Genomic DNA, 14,167 nt, shown 5'->3' with positions numbered 1-14,167 from the left:
CCCCCCTATGCGATTCCTAAGTATTTACGTTTGATCTCTTCATTCTCTTCTAATTCAGTCATGCTACCTTCATGGACAGAAACTCCATCGTCCAAAATATAGAAACGATCGCCTAGTTTACTAGCCATATAGAAATTCTGCTCCACTAACAGAACGGTCGTTTGTTCTTTCATTTTATCGATCGATTCAATAACCTTTTCAACAATAACAGGCGCAAGCCCCTTGCTAGGTTCATCAATTAATAATAGATCATTGCTATTGATATATGAACGAGCAATGGAAAGCATCTGCTTTTGCCCACCACTCAATTGACCACCAGGCTTTTTCCAGAACTTTTTCAAGTCAGGAAAAAGATCCAGCGCCCACTCCAAACGTTCTTTTGTCGCGTCGTCTTCAGTTCTCATACCAACTCGCATATTTTCTCCGACACTCAAATCGTAAAAGATACCCTGATCTTCAGGTACATAGCCGATTCCGCGTTTAGCGATTTTATATGGAGGCAACTTCGTAATATTTTCTCCATTAAACGTCACCGTACCACTGGAGGCATTATTTAACCCCATAATCGTTCGAAGGGTCGTTGTCTTACCTGCACCGTTCCGTCCCAATAACACGGTCACTTCACCAGTCTTCACCTCGAAGTTCACGTTCTGTAATATATGAAATTGATCGATATACGTATTAACTTGATCCAACTTCAGCAGCGTCTTGCTCATTTGTACTCCCCCCAATATAAGCCGATTGCACCGTTTCGTTTGCCATAATCTCTTCTGGAGAACCTTTTGCTAATAGTTCGCCGTTATACAACACCATCAATTGATCGGACAACTCTAAGACCAAGTCCATCTTATGCTCGATCAACACGATCGTTCTGTTACCTTGATTCTTGATCTTCTCTATCACTTCTAAAATAGCAGGAACCTCTTCCAAAGACATGCCTGCTGTCGGTTCATCCAATAAAAGGACTTCTGTATCCAGGGCTAACAACATCGCGATTTCGAGTTTTCTTTTTTCCCCATGAGAAAGGTTTGCAGCAATCGTATTCATTTTATCTTCAAGCAATACTAAGCGGAGAAGCTTCTTAGAGTCTGCTTCAAACTTTTCATAATGCTTGAAGTGTCGGAACATTTGAAATCGTACTTTCTCTTTGGATTGAATCGCCAGTCGTACATTTTCCAAAACAGTCACATTCGGAAAAACATTCGTGATTTGAAAAGAACGACCGATCCCTAATCTGGTTCGTTGGGTTGACGATTTCTTTGTAATATTTTGACCTTTAAAATATACTCTCCCTTTCGTCGGTGCTAACTGACCACTTATTAAATTAAAGAAAGTTGTCTTCCCCGCTCCGTTTGGCCCTATTACGGATGTAAATTGATTTTTGGGAATTTCAACACTCACATTATTTACTGCGTAATGCCCACCAAAGGCAATCGTTAAATCTTTAGTTTCTAAGATTGTCTTCATACTTTCACCACCCCTTTTTTATGTATAAATAGCAAACTTCGGTGAAAATTCACCGAAGCTTGCCCTATATTCCATCTACTCGTTCATAATTGGTGGTGCCGTGTCTTCAGGGGATAATTCTTCTACTAATACAGGTACCGGATAATCTAACTCATCATCTTCTTCAAGAGTAATTGAGTACATCGTTTGCAATGCTTGGTGGTCTTCCTCACGGAAAGTCATGGTTCCTTTTGGTGCTTCAAAACTCATCCCTTCCATCGTATCGATCAGTAGATCAACATCCGTATCGCCTTCAGTTTGTTTCAGTGCCTCAACAATTGATATGGCAGCACTCATCCCACCTGGTGTGAATAGATCAGGTACTTCACCGTCGTAACGAGCTTTATGTTCTTCCACTAACCAATCATTCACTTCATTATCAGGAAGTGTATGGTAATAAACCGTGAACCCTTCCATACCAACTAATGCATTCATCGTCTTCAAAGCAGCAATATCAGGTGCACCAGTCGAAACTGTAATGCCTCTGCTTGCTAAATCCATATCATTAATTTGGTTCCATGGACTATTTGCTCCAGCCCAGATAACAAATAAATAATCCGGCTCCGCTTCAATCACTTTCTGAATGTTTGGAGTGAAGTCAGTTGCATTTTGATCAACAAATTCTTCTAAAACAATCTCTGCCCCTAATTCCTCTGCAGCTTCCTTAAAGGCAGCAACTCCGTCATGACCAAACGCATAGTCAGGTGCAAATGTCGCAATCTTTGTTCCTTCTTCAGCAATCGCCGCAGCACCAGCTACCGCATCTTGTGAAGAGTTACGAGATGTACGGAAAATGTATTTATTGAATTCACTACCTGTGATACTGTCAGCTACTGCCGGCTCAACTACCATGATTTTTTCATATTCTTCTGCTAGACCAGTTACAGCTAACGTATCCCCAGAACTTGAAGAACCTACTAAAAAGTCTACTCCTTCATCATCTAATAGTTGTAAAGCCTTCTGACGTGCAACATCAGGTTGAGTCTCAGTATCTTCGAACATGACTTCGATCGGACGACCATTCACTTCCATCGTTCCATCAGTAGCATATTCAAGACCTAACTCGAAACCACGTTGAGTTTGCATACCATAAGATTCGAGTGCCCCGGATAAAGATGCAAGTACACCAATTTTAATCGGCTCACCACTTGCTTCTTCACCTTCTGTATCCTCTCCACTATCACTATCAGTTTCTTCTCCTTCAGCACTAACCTCTTCAGCATCTTCGCCATCTGACGTGTCGCTACAAGCAACAAGAGCTCCTACTAATAAAATAGCTAACAGCAACATTCCTAACCATTTCAACTTCGTCATGCTTTTTCCCCCTTGGATATGAATTTCATATATGTCGTTCAACTTGTTCTTATCATAAATAATATGAGTTACAGGCTAGTTACAGACTTATCAAATAATCAAAAATAGTTGCCGTTTAAACCTAGAGAACCATTGCAAAAATCCACGTTTCAGCACACAAAAAAGCCCACCCCATCTGGAGTAGGCTCTACTATCTCGTAATTATTTCATACATTTCACGTGTTGGTTGCATCGGTTCGATACCGAGTTCTTTGTCCAATATTTCTTTACATTTTTTATACCATTTAATAGCTTGCGGCCTATTATTTTGTTGGTAGTAGCAATACATGATCAACCGGTAGGCCTCTTCCCAAGTATGATCATACGTCAATATTTCTTGGCACCAGTGGATAGAGGTATGATAGTCTTCAAGTCGTATGGAGGTTTGTGCCAATTTCTCCGCACCACGTAAAAATAATAGTTGCAGCCGCTCTCGCTCATGTACGAGCCACTCATAAGATTCCCGATTAGTTAAGTAGTTACCCTTATATAAATTCAACCCTTTTTTCAAAAGATCACGAGACTTCTCAGCATCCTTCTCATCTATTCCTGCCAGAATGAACGCTTTGAAATCCTCTACATCCAAATCGAAACCCGATTGAGGATTCAATCGGTACGTGCTTCCGCTTCTTATGATATAAAATGAATCTTCGCGTGCTTTACGTTTTGGTTCTAGAACTTTCAAAAGACCGTTCAACGTCACTTTGAAGTTCTTTGCAGCCTTGTCCTCACTTTGATCTGGCCATAGACATTCGAAAATCTCTTCTTTTGTCATTGCCGTATCTCTCTTCGTAACCAATAATTCCAATAATTCTCTTGATTTTGCTCTAGACCAATCCGAGTCGCTTACGACTTCATTTCCAATCAACACGTTAAATTCACCCAGTGTCTCGATTCTCAATGTATACCCAGGGTGGCGTTCCAAATTTCCGAAACCTAACTCCTGGATCATCCGAGTAACATAGCTTTCTTGGATTTCATTGGATTGTGCTTTGAATAATAACGGAGCGATATTTTGCATATCAACCGGACCAAAATAACTTCTTTGTTTGATAAAAAATTCATAGGAACCTGTTTGCATTCGCAGTAAAAAGTCTTGAATTTCTTCTGCAAACACCCGATCATCACCCGTCTCAAAACCTAAACAAGCGGCCCAAAAGGAAGAAGCCATTAGACCGTAATCGTCTTCACAACTTTTGAAATGTTGTCGTGCTTCTTCGAGAAACTGGTTTGCAATCGTGTGCCTCTTACAATTAAATGCGGCAATAGCTAAACAAAGCCTGATGACGGCAGAAAGCCACATATCCTTCACTTGTTCTGTTTCACGTAATCCTTTTTGACCTGCGTGTAAGGCTTTTTCATACTCGCCGTTCATTCCGTATAACATACATAACCCCATGTAAGGCTCGGCTTTCCCTCTAGATACATTCAACTTTTCCATAATATCAAGTGCATGATCATAACATTTGAGGGCCAAGTCTTTTTCGTAGCGGCTGATCAATTGAACTGCATGACCCATTCTCATCCACCCGCATGCTTCAACAAATGGTGATTCATGATCAATCCCTTGTTGTAACCCTTGTTCCGCATAAATCTTCCCTTCCTCAGCCTGCCCCATGAAGGAAGCGATGATTGATAACAAAATATCGGTTTCTCTATGCGACTGAGGGAGATGGTCCAACTCATAGGAAGGAAACTTCTCTTTTTTCTCTAAAAGAAATTGTTTCGCTTGATCTAAACGTCCAGTACGCAAATAGATCCTAGCTTCTAGATTCGTATCATCAATAGGTAAATTCAAGTTCTTAGCCTGACTTAACCAAGCTTCTGCACGTTTAGCTGAACCGGAATTCAACAAGTTCTCCCCTTGCATATGGTAGAGACGTGCTTTCTCTTCATCAGGTACATCGGACTTTTCGCGGTAATCAATTGCCTGCTGTAAAATTTTCTCGGCTTGATCGGGGCGAATCGTATCTAAAAATATTCTCGCTTTCCCTTCATAGGCCATACTTAATACGTAGTGATCTTCACCTTTTTTAGAAATATCTATTGAACGGTCATAAGCACTTTCCGCTTGATCATATTTCGAACGATAACGCAAAATTTCTCCACTATAATACCAGAGCATAGGATACCGATTCTTTGATTCATCGGAAAGTTGCTCCAGCTGTTCAGAAAGTCGTTCCAACTTCCCTTGGCTCAGCATTTCTTTTCCATGCAAAGCAAGTAACCTAGCAGCATCGCCTTCTTGTAGAATCATTAAATGATGTTGCACCGCTTTTTCAAAATCACTATGTTCTTCAAAATAATATGCCGCTTCACGATTCAAACGTTGATATTCCATCTGGTCATTTCGGTACAATTGGTTTTCTAAGAACACTTTAAAAAGTGCATGGTATCGGTAATGATTTTCATCAACTTTTTGAATAAATAAGTTCTGTCCAGCGAGATCCTCAAGCATTTGTTTAGAACTGTGAATACCGAGAATCCGGTCACAGGTCTCTACTGAAAGAACTTCTAAAATACTCGTTTGTTCCAGGAACTTTTGGATGATTAAAGGTTGTTTCGATAACACTTCCATCACCATATATTGGAACAAATCATCAAGAGATGCGGCATCTTGTTGCAAAAGCCGCTTCATATCCTCTCCTGAAGCCATCTGTTGAACGAGCATACCACACGCTATCGCCCATCCTTCAGTCGTTTCATGTATCACATCGATTGCGTACTCCTCGATATCAATTTCGTGGATGTCTTGAATCAAGTGCGCCACTTCATCACGGCTCAACATAAGATCTTCTTGAGTGACCTCATTCAACTCACCTTTTATTTTAAGACGAGAGAGCGATTTCCACTGAGGGCGACTCCTTGAAGACAGTACCAAGTGCACATTTTCAACTAAATGTTCTATCAACAACTGGATCCACTTTGAAGCAACTTGAGAGCTTAGAAGATGGTGTGCGTCATCCAATACAATGATCACAGGCTCCCCAAACTCTGAAAGCTCATTAATCATCAACGTCATTAGTGACCATTGCTCGTGTTCCTGAATTTTATGATCGATCTCTTCGATTTCTTGTAATACCCTAGCGCCGAAACTAGGAGAATGTTTTCTCACGGAAAAGATCAACTTCGTCAAGAATGGAACCAGATCTGTATCGTATTTAGTTATAGAGAACCAACAAACTTGCTCTTTCACTTGTGATAAGTAAGAACTCAGTCCTGTGCTCTTGCCATAACCTGCACCAGAATGGATAAGTGTCACAGGGTAAGATTTAATTTGCTGAAGTTTTTTATGTAATCGTGCCCTCTGGACAAACTGCTCTTTCACTGACGGCGGGGAGAATTGTGAATCTAAAATAGGTACATCCTGACTCATAATCTCCCTCCTTTTTCAAAATATTTTCACTATTATTTTATCATATGGAAATGAAAGTTAATATTAACTATTAGCAAATTAAACCATAATAAAAGATTATTATGATAAAATTATGGGTAAGTATTAATTTAGAAAAGGGGGCCTCTCATGTTTTTCGATGTCGTCGAGAACGACGGAATCATTTTTTTAATCGCATTTCTACTTATTAGTGGCGTACTTGCTGCTAAATTCTCCAGTCGTTTAGGCCTCCCTTCCCTTGTCTTATTTATTGGAGTAGGTTTGATCATCGGCAGTGAAAACCTCGGATTCATTTATTTTGACAATGCCGGAACTGCTCAGTTAATAGGGATTGTTGCTTTGATCATCATCTTGTTTGAAGGTGGTATGCAGACGAAATGGTCTACTGTGCGTCCTGTTGCCTTTCCATCTCTCTCTTTAGCAACCTTCGGGGTGTTTTTAACCTCTCTGATAACCGGTTTGTCCGTTTACCTTATATTGAATGTCACACTACTCGAGGCCTTTCTATTCGGTGCAATTGTAGGTTCGACCGATGCCGCTGCCGTATTCGCTGCTTTGAAAGAAAGAAACATCAAAGCGAAAATGGGGGCTACTTTGGAAGCCGAATCAGGTACCAACGATCCGATGGCAGTCTTCTTAACGCTTACTTTCATTGAGCTGATCACAAATGACTCAGCTAGTATATGGATACTCATACCATCCTTTTTCTGGCAAATGGGGATTGGTCTTTTAATCGGATTAATCTTAGGCAAGGTTGCTTCATTTAGTATCAATCGAATTAATTTAGAATCGAGTGGTCTATATCCGATATTTGCAGTATCGTTTGCGTTGTTTTCTTATAGTGCGGCCGCTTCTATTGATGCAAGTGGATTCTTAGCGGTTTATGTTGCAGCACTAATAATCGGTAATTCTGAACTCACTTACCGTTATTCTATCTTTCAATTTAATGAAGGGTTTGCTTGGATGTCGCAAATTCTCATGTTCGTAATTTTGGGACTTCTAGCTTTTCCAGATGAAGTCTTTCAGTGGTCTGTAATTCTTAATGGGTTGTTCATTTCATTCGTATTGATCTTCATTGCACGGCCTGTCGCTGTGTTTTTATCAACCCTCGGAATGAAATATACTGTGAAAGAAAAGGTCTTTCTATCTTGGGCCGGTTTACGTGGGGCGGTTCCAATCGTATTAGCCACATTCCCTATCGTTGCTGGGCTGGATAATGCTGAGATGTTTTTCAATATCATATTTTTCGTAGTATTGACCTCAGCGCTTGTACAAGGCTCAACCATTTCCAATGTAGCAACAAAACTTGGGTTAATGGGGCCGGTAACAGATACACCACACCATTCCATCGAGCTCATTTCAGTCGCTAAAGCTAACGCTGAAATGATCCAGTTCCAAACGAACCGTGAGAATGAAGTTGTCGGGAAAAAATTATACGAAATCGATTTCCCTAACAAAGCGTCCGTGAGTGCAATCGTCCGTGATAATGACTTAGTCACACCTTATGGGGATACCGAAATCAAAGCTGGAGATTTCATCTATATTCTCGTTTCTAGAAAGCACACTGATGAAGTGAAAAAATTATTGAACGCTAAAAAGGACAACGTTGATAGCTATGAGGATATGGGTAAAAAGATAAAAAAAGAGGATAAAAAGAAGAAAAGATAATGAAAATGCCATGCGCTGAGGAGCACATGGCATTTTTCTATATTCGACCAAGCAACTGATCCAATCTTTTAGAGTGATAATGATAGGAGAATTGGAAGACCGGACTTTGAATAAAAGTATAAATGAAAGTAAAAATGAAGACCGGGCCACCAAGTAAAAACGCCAACACAAGCACACTGGTTTCAACTACTATCCTTACTCTACTTATAGACATGCCGAACTGATCAGATAATGAAAGCATGAATCCATCTCGAGGGCCGACCCCGATTCTAGCAGCGGCGTACATTCCTCCACCGAATCCCATCGTAACAATCGCGACTAATAGAATTATAACCTCAAAAAAGGTCTCATTACTTGTGGGAAACCATCCGATCCATAAGTACATATCAACAAATGGTCCGACTAGTAGTGCATTCAAAAAGGTTCCATAATTTATGTATTTACGGTCAATAATCAAGGATATACACACAAGCACAAGACCTACAATTACCGCCCAAGTACCAATAGATAATCCAAATAAATCAAACAATGCTATACTCAACACATCCCAAGGGTGGATGCCTAGATGCTGGACAGTAATAGCAAGAGCAATTCCATAACTGAATATGAATAAACCTAGGGTGAACATGAATAACTGTATAGATATTTTCAAAGATAATCCTTCTCTCTACTTAAAGCTAATTATATTATAAAGGAAATAGTCGACGAAGTGGCGCAATAACCACTAATATATGTAAATATGTGATGTGTTAAGGCCATTTTCTTTAATTTTCGGTGAGAAAGTAGCGCAATCATTACATTAAAAGAAAATCTAAGGCTCTCCATAATTGTACAAGCGTTTACGTCTAATCAAAAGGCGCTGTTAAAGTTTGTTGTTGATTCTGACGAATTGCGTGAGGCGGAAGCTTTCCTGGGGGCACGGCTTCAACTTCCCAATACTCCCATACGCGAGTTTTGCGTGATTTTCAGCTCGTGCAATCAAATCCCCCGAAGACCTGGACGGTCTAGTGTCGGCGCTGGCCACAGGACGTGGCCGTTTGTAGCCGACTAGGAGTCACCGCCTCACGCAATTCGTCAGAATCAACTAGCAACTATCTTAATTGATCCATTTCAACAACAATGAGCTTTAACAGAGCCGATCAAAAAAAAGATTCACCACTCTCTCTGAGTGGTGAATCATCTTACATTTGTTTACAACTCATATGACCTCTTCAACATAGTAGGGGGGGCTAAGTTAAAGAGTGTAATCTTTGCTTGTTGTGAACCAATGATTTGATTCATCTTGAATATATCATAAATTCCCCCACAGTACAGTTACAGAAAAATTAATTGTATATTTCAATTATTACAAACTCTTTGCCTCTATTGTTATTTACTCACTTGATACGTATTCTTCCCAGCACCTTTTGCCCGGTACAAGGCATCATCTACTTGCTTCATCAAGGCCTCTGGAGTGATGTCCTCTGTGTTTGGCATAGTGATTCCTACGCTGGTTGTCAGTTCAACCTCTTCTCCACGAACTTCCCAAGTATGGTTGAGTTGTTCACGCATTCGCTCCACTATTTCAATTACGTCCTGTTTACTTTCGATATGATGGACAATCGCGATAAATTCATCCCCACCTAATCTTGCTACAGTGTCATTTCCTCTGAGACATTTTTTAATCCGGTGAGAAAATTCACGGATCACATCATCTCCAAAGTCATGCCCTTTATGATCATTGATGGCTTTGAAGTTATCAAGGTCCAGCATTAAAATAGCGAATTTATGACCATTCTGATGATAATCATTCATGGCATCTGTCAAATGTGTCTGAAACAATCTGCGATTAGGTAAATCCGTCAATGGATCGTGATATGCGAATAACTTCAACTTATCTTCATATTGCTTACGATGTGTAACGTCACGAGACACTACCACCATATGCAAAAATCCACCTTCCTCATCGAAGATCGGGCGTCCATTCATTTCAAACCAATTCCACCCTTTAGATGAATGCTTTGCTCGATACTCCAGAGAAATCAATGAACTTTCATTGATGGACGTGATAAAACCATCCATAATATTCTTGTGATCTTCAGAGTGAACATTGTATAACAGTGAGTGCCCTATGTATTGTTCAGGCGAAAAACCTACAACTTGTCTATAGGAAGGAGAAGCATAAATGATATTTCCATCATGATCCAATAAAGTAATCAAGTCATGTGAACTCTCTGCGATTAATCGGAAACGCTCCTCGCTCTCTTTCAAAATCCTTTGCGCATGACGTTGTTCGCTAATATTTTTGACAACAACATAGATACCGACAATCTCCCCTTTTATAATAATCGGAGTAGTTATTACCATTAGATCGAAGCGAGCACCTTTTTTATTGCTAATCGAAGCTTCAAAAGACTGGGGCTCACCTTTTAGTGTTCTTAAGAAGTTTCTTAAAGATTTACGCTGCAATGATTCATGAAGAATATCAAAGGTCGACCTGCCAATCAGTTCTTCTTTGGTATATCCTGATAACTTTTCAAAAGCAAGGTTGACTTCTTGTAGGATTCCTTGCTTATCAACCGAGAATATGGAATCAGTATTATTTTCAAATAGAGATTTATAACGCTGCTTACTGTGCTCTAATATTCTCTTAGATTCGTTCCTTGCCTTCTCCGCCTCTTTTAATTCTGTAATATCCCTCGTAACAGCGACTACATGAGTACATTCGCCATTTTCATTGAATAATGGGTTTAAACGAGTCTCGTTTACATAATCTTTAGACTTTGGAGAGTGAAAGGAATCTTCAAAAGTTACCGTATGTTTATTTGCAACGACAAATGCATATTTTTCTAATAAAAAAGGTAAGGATGAGCCTTGGATTACATCCCTCATATCTTTACCGATCACATCGTCGGTAAAATGGGTCTTCTCTTTAGCAGAATTATTCAAGAAGTCATAGACGAATGTATCGCTTCCTTCTACCCTCATTACAAAAACCATATCTTCAATTCCATGCATGAATACACTTTTCAATAATTCTTTTTCACACATAACAATTGACTCCTTTTTTAAAAGATTCCTTCTCTATATATCTTCCTGCTCGATCTTTTCAATAATATAGGTCTAAACGACTAAAAATTATAAACATAGTATATATAATTATACTACAAAATTTTCTGATAATCAGCCTTATACTATAACTTTAATGCATTAAAATATTTAGACAATCTTCGACACGAATAAAACGAGTTCAATAAGTAAAAAATGATAATTAATGTTGATTTGAGGAGGATTTTTTATGAAAAATACATCATCTCTGTTACCCAATGAATCTAAATCCCTTTGGCTAGCAAAAGAAAGTACCCCAACATTCTCTTCATTAGAAGAAGATTTGAATGTTGATGTTGTAATAGTCGGAGGTGGTATTACAGGAATCAATACTGCTTATTTGCTTTCTCAAGAGAATTTATCTATAGCATTGATCGACTCTGGAAAGCTCTGCAGTGGAACAACTGGTCATACAACTGCTAAACTCACTGCCCAGCATGGCCTCATCTATAATGACTTAATAAATAGTTTTAGTGAGAAAGAAGCTAGATTATATTATGAAGCTCAATCAGATGCGATGAGTACCTATGAACGTTTGATCAAGGAAATGAATATTGATTGCGATTTAGAAAAGAAAGACGCTTATATTTTTTCGGATACGGGTGAAAATGCAGATAAGATCGTAGAAGAATCTCAAGCTTATGAAAAATTGAATATCAAAGGACAGTTAGTGAATGAGCTACCTTTCAATTTATCTGTAGAGAACGCACTCATTATGGAGAATCAGGCGCAGTTCCATCCCTTGAAATATTTGAACCATCTGATCCGAGAAATCTCCGATCAGGGTGTTAAAATTTTTGAAGATACTACTGCAGTTAAGATTGATACAGATAGCCCTCGCCCCATTGTTCATACTAGAAACAAGCAACGGATTACTGCAGCAAAAGTAATTATTGCCTCCCACTTCCCTTTTTATGAAGGAATAGGTTTATATTCGGCAAAAATGCATGCTGAACGCTCTTATGTTATTGCGGCAAAATCCAAACTAAATAAAATTGATGGCATGCATCTTGGTATCGACTCGGCCACACGTTCCGTCAGGTTAACTAAATATAACGGAGAAGACATTTTGTTGATCGGCGGCGAGAGTCATAAGGCTGGCAAAGAAACAGAAACAATGAAACGCTATAAACTATTAGAAAAATTCGGGAAAGAAGTGTTCGGAATCGAAGAAATTCTCTTTAGGTGGTCTACCCAAGACCTAGTGACCGTTGATAAGCTCCCTTATATCGGACCTTTAACATCTAATACGAATGATGTCTTAGTAGCGACAGGCTTCAGAAAATGGGGAATGACCAACAGTCTGGTGGCTGCAAAAGTAATGAAGAATACGATTACTGGGGATGTAAATCCATACGAAGGACTATTTACTCCAGCTCGGTGGAAGGATCATCCGCGTGTGAGAGAGTTTGCTATGGAAGCAGGGTCCATGGCTACTGAGTTCATAAAAGGTAAATTGGATCACCCGAGAGATCATATTTCCGGCTTGGAACCTGATCAAGGAATCCATGTAGAAATAGATGGTCAAAGAAAAGGCGCGTACAAAGATACCAATGGAGAAGTCTTCATAGTAGATACCACATGCACACACGCAGGTTGCGAAGTAAATTGGAATGAAGCGGAAAGAACGTGGGATTGCCCTTGTCATGGATCAAGATTCACTTATAAGGGTGAAGTATTTGAAGGGCCTGCGGAAAAACCGCTTAAAACACATGACTACAAAGCGTTGGACAACTTAACTTCGGATGAATCAGGCTATTAACATTACAATTCTATGTCAAATTCACCAATACGTTTAGCCAAAGTAATAAGGGGTAAACACCATAATGTAATCACACAATCAAAGGAGAGGTGAATTATATGCCATTTATCCGTGAATACACAAACGACGAAAAGTTAGTGGAAGACATTAAAAAATTAAGTGAAAACGGTGTAAGACGCGACGATGTTTATGTTTTATCACATGACGATGATCGTACGAAAAGAATCGCAAATAATGCAGGTGCAAACACTATCGGATTCTCTGAACAAGACTTAAAAAATGCGGTAGGTAATATGTTTGCGAAAAAAGGTGACGAACTAAGATCTAAGCTTCAAGAGATTGGTTTCTCAGAAGCTGAGTCTGAAAACTATGAAGAAGATATGGACGAAGGTAAAGTATTATTGATTGTTACAGGCAATGACAATATAGAAAGTTATTTAGCGTAAGAAATAAGATAATGGATGACCCAAAAGCGCTCATCCATCTAATACAAAACTTGTGTACCTCCCCCAGTTACACATAAATTTAAAAATCAAAGTCCCACGGAAGCTCATCAAGAAGCGGCGTGGGACTTTTTACGTCTTCAGACCTATAGCATTTCATACCTCAAACCGTTGGTGTAGTTTTCAACTATAGCTATCCTAAGAATAAGACTTATGTGGAATGAGGTTAAATCAAAACAATCTCCTACAACATCTGATCATCAAATAATAGACGATCAACCACAATTTATTATCAAGGCAATTACTGATCTCGAATAAATTTTCCCCTGAACCTCCCCCGGTTTGGGAAAAAACAAACACCTACCAATTGAGGTAGGTGTTTAGTCTATTTCTAAAAACACTGGAATGAAGAAATTCTATTCAAATCTATTCCAAAATATACCCAATTAAACCCAGTCCAGCGATATCCCGCGATCGAGTTTCTCCCTAAAAATGTAGGATAAAACCAGAAACTCCGACGGTTATTCAACCAGATGTACGTATACCTGAACATACAGCGACGGATCGCTCCTGGATCAACAGCCTGAACACTGACTTGAGGTTGTTGCGGTGTAAAGGAAGGCGGTGCTCCCGGAGGACCTCCTTGACCAGGTGGCCCCCCTTGCCCTGGTGGTCCAAATGGCGGTCTTCCTGGAGGCCCTCCCTGCCCTGGTGGAAATCCTGGTTGGCCGAATGGAGGCCCTTGTTGACCAGGTCCGAAAGGCGAGCCAAAAGGTGGACGACCTTGCCCGTAATTTTGCCCGTAGCCTTGCCCGTAGCCAAACAAATTCCCCAATAAATTAAACGGAAACCCCTGGCCATTTTGACGCTCTGGAGAGTACTGATCATATGACTGGGAATACATATACTCGTCATTTAAATGGTCATCATTATGCAAAAATATCCCTCACTTCA

At 39.7% G+C, this 14,167-nt stretch carries 10 protein-coding genes; 3 read left to right on the top strand and 7 right to left on the bottom strand.

All coding sequences use genetic code 11. From position 1 onward, the window contains the following. Positions 1–5 precede the first annotated feature (5 nt). The 4 genes from CEY16_RS13880 to CEY16_RS13865 form a co-directional block, all read right to left on the bottom strand. Entirely contained in the window at positions 6–716 is a 711-nt protein-coding gene (locus CEY16_RS13880; RefSeq protein WP_101332643.1) for an ABC transporter ATP-binding protein, read from the bottom strand. Then, a complete protein-coding gene (locus CEY16_RS13875) occupies positions 682–1,467 on the bottom strand; it encodes an ABC transporter ATP-binding protein (RefSeq protein WP_101332642.1) in 786 nt (261 codons plus the stop codon). Before CEY16_RS13875 ends, CEY16_RS13880 begins: the two co-directional genes overlap by 35 nt. 75 nt (positions 1,468–1,542) lie before the next feature. Next, positions 1,543–2,820, bottom strand: a complete 1,278-nt coding sequence (locus tag CEY16_RS13870) for a substrate-binding domain-containing protein (RefSeq protein ID WP_101332641.1) — start codon at positions 2,818–2,820, stop codon at positions 1,543–1,545. Between the two features lie 190 nt (positions 2,821–3,010). Next, positions 3,011–6,235, bottom strand: coding sequence for an AfsR/SARP family transcriptional regulator (locus CEY16_RS13865; RefSeq protein ID WP_101332640.1), 3,225 nt, complete (start codon positions 6,233–6,235; stop codon positions 3,011–3,013). 147 nt (positions 6,236–6,382) lie between these two features. Here CEY16_RS13865 and CEY16_RS13860 point away from each other — a divergent pair, with 147 nt between their 5' ends. Then, positions 6,383–7,921, top strand: a complete 1,539-nt coding sequence (locus CEY16_RS13860; protein WP_101332639.1) for a potassium/proton antiporter — start codon at positions 6,383–6,385, stop codon at positions 7,919–7,921. A 37-nt stretch (positions 7,922–7,958) separates the two neighbouring features. Here CEY16_RS13860 and CEY16_RS13855 read toward each other — a convergent pair whose 3' ends face one another. Both CEY16_RS13855 and CEY16_RS13850 read right to left on the bottom strand, forming a co-directional pair. Further along, a complete protein-coding gene (locus CEY16_RS13855; protein ID WP_238378866.1) occupies positions 7,959–8,573 on the bottom strand; it encodes a YczE/YyaS/YitT family protein in 615 nt (204 codons plus the stop codon). A gap of 716 nt (positions 8,574–9,289) precedes the next feature. Further along, positions 9,290–10,951, bottom strand: coding sequence for a sensor domain-containing protein (locus CEY16_RS13850; protein WP_101332638.1), 1,662 nt, complete (start codon positions 10,949–10,951; stop codon positions 9,290–9,292). 247 nt (positions 10,952–11,198) lie between these two features. Between CEY16_RS13850 and CEY16_RS13845 the strand changes: the two genes are divergently transcribed. Together CEY16_RS13845 and CEY16_RS13840 are read left to right on the top strand one after the other, a co-directional pair. Further along, on the top strand, positions 11,199–12,770 hold the full coding sequence (locus CEY16_RS13845) for an FAD-dependent oxidoreductase (RefSeq protein WP_101332637.1): 1,572 nt from the start codon (positions 11,199–11,201) through the stop codon (positions 12,768–12,770). A gap of 98 nt (positions 12,771–12,868) precedes the next feature. Beyond that, positions 12,869–13,216 (top strand): YflT domain-containing protein, encoded by a 348-nt coding sequence (locus CEY16_RS13840; protein WP_101332636.1) that lies wholly within the window; start codon positions 12,869–12,871, stop codon positions 13,214–13,216. Positions 13,217–13,604: 388 nt separating this feature from the next. Here the strand turns inward: CEY16_RS13840 and CEY16_RS15295 are convergent, their stop codons facing one another. After that, positions 13,605–14,150, bottom strand: a complete 546-nt coding sequence (locus tag CEY16_RS15295) for a transporter (protein ID WP_101332635.1) — start codon at positions 14,148–14,150, stop codon at positions 13,605–13,607. Positions 14,151–14,167: the final 17 nt, after the last annotated feature.

The sequence above is a fragment of the Halalkalibacillus sediminis genome (assembly GCF_002844535.1).
Lineage (GTDB): Bacteria > Bacillota > Bacilli > Bacillales > Alkalibacillaceae > Halalkalibacillus_A > Halalkalibacillus_A sediminis.
Note: the sequence above shows the minus strand (reverse complement) of the source record. Positions and strands in the feature narration are given on the sequence as shown.

Excerpts from the sequence above, each read along its gene's own strand:
- CEY16_RS13860 (WP_101332639.1), top strand. The coding sequence starts at position 6,383 with ATGTTTTTCGATGTCGTCGAGAACGACGGAATCATTTTTTTAATCGCA.
- CEY16_RS13850 (WP_101332638.1), bottom strand. The coding sequence starts at position 10,951 with ATGTGTGAAAAAGAATTATTGAAAAGTGTATTCATGCATGGAATTGAA.
- CEY16_RS13845 (WP_101332637.1), top strand. The coding sequence starts at position 11,199 with ATGAAAAATACATCATCTCTGTTACCCAATGAATCTAAATCCCTTTGG.
- CEY16_RS13870 (WP_101332641.1), bottom strand. The coding sequence starts at position 2,820 with ATGACGAAGTTGAAATGGTTAGGAATGTTGCTGTTAGCTATTTTATTA.
- CEY16_RS13875 (WP_101332642.1), bottom strand. The coding sequence starts at position 1,467 with ATGAAGACAATCTTAGAAACTAAAGATTTAACGATTGCCTTTGGTGGG.
- CEY16_RS13840 (WP_101332636.1), top strand. The coding sequence starts at position 12,869 with ATGCCATTTATCCGTGAATACACAAACGACGAAAAGTTAGTGGAAGAC.
- CEY16_RS13865 (WP_101332640.1), bottom strand. The coding sequence starts at position 6,235 with ATGAGTCAGGATGTACCTATTTTAGATTCACAATTCTCCCCGCCGTCA.
- CEY16_RS13880 (WP_101332643.1), bottom strand. The coding sequence starts at position 716 with ATGAGCAAGACGCTGCTGAAGTTGGATCAAGTTAATACGTATATCGAT.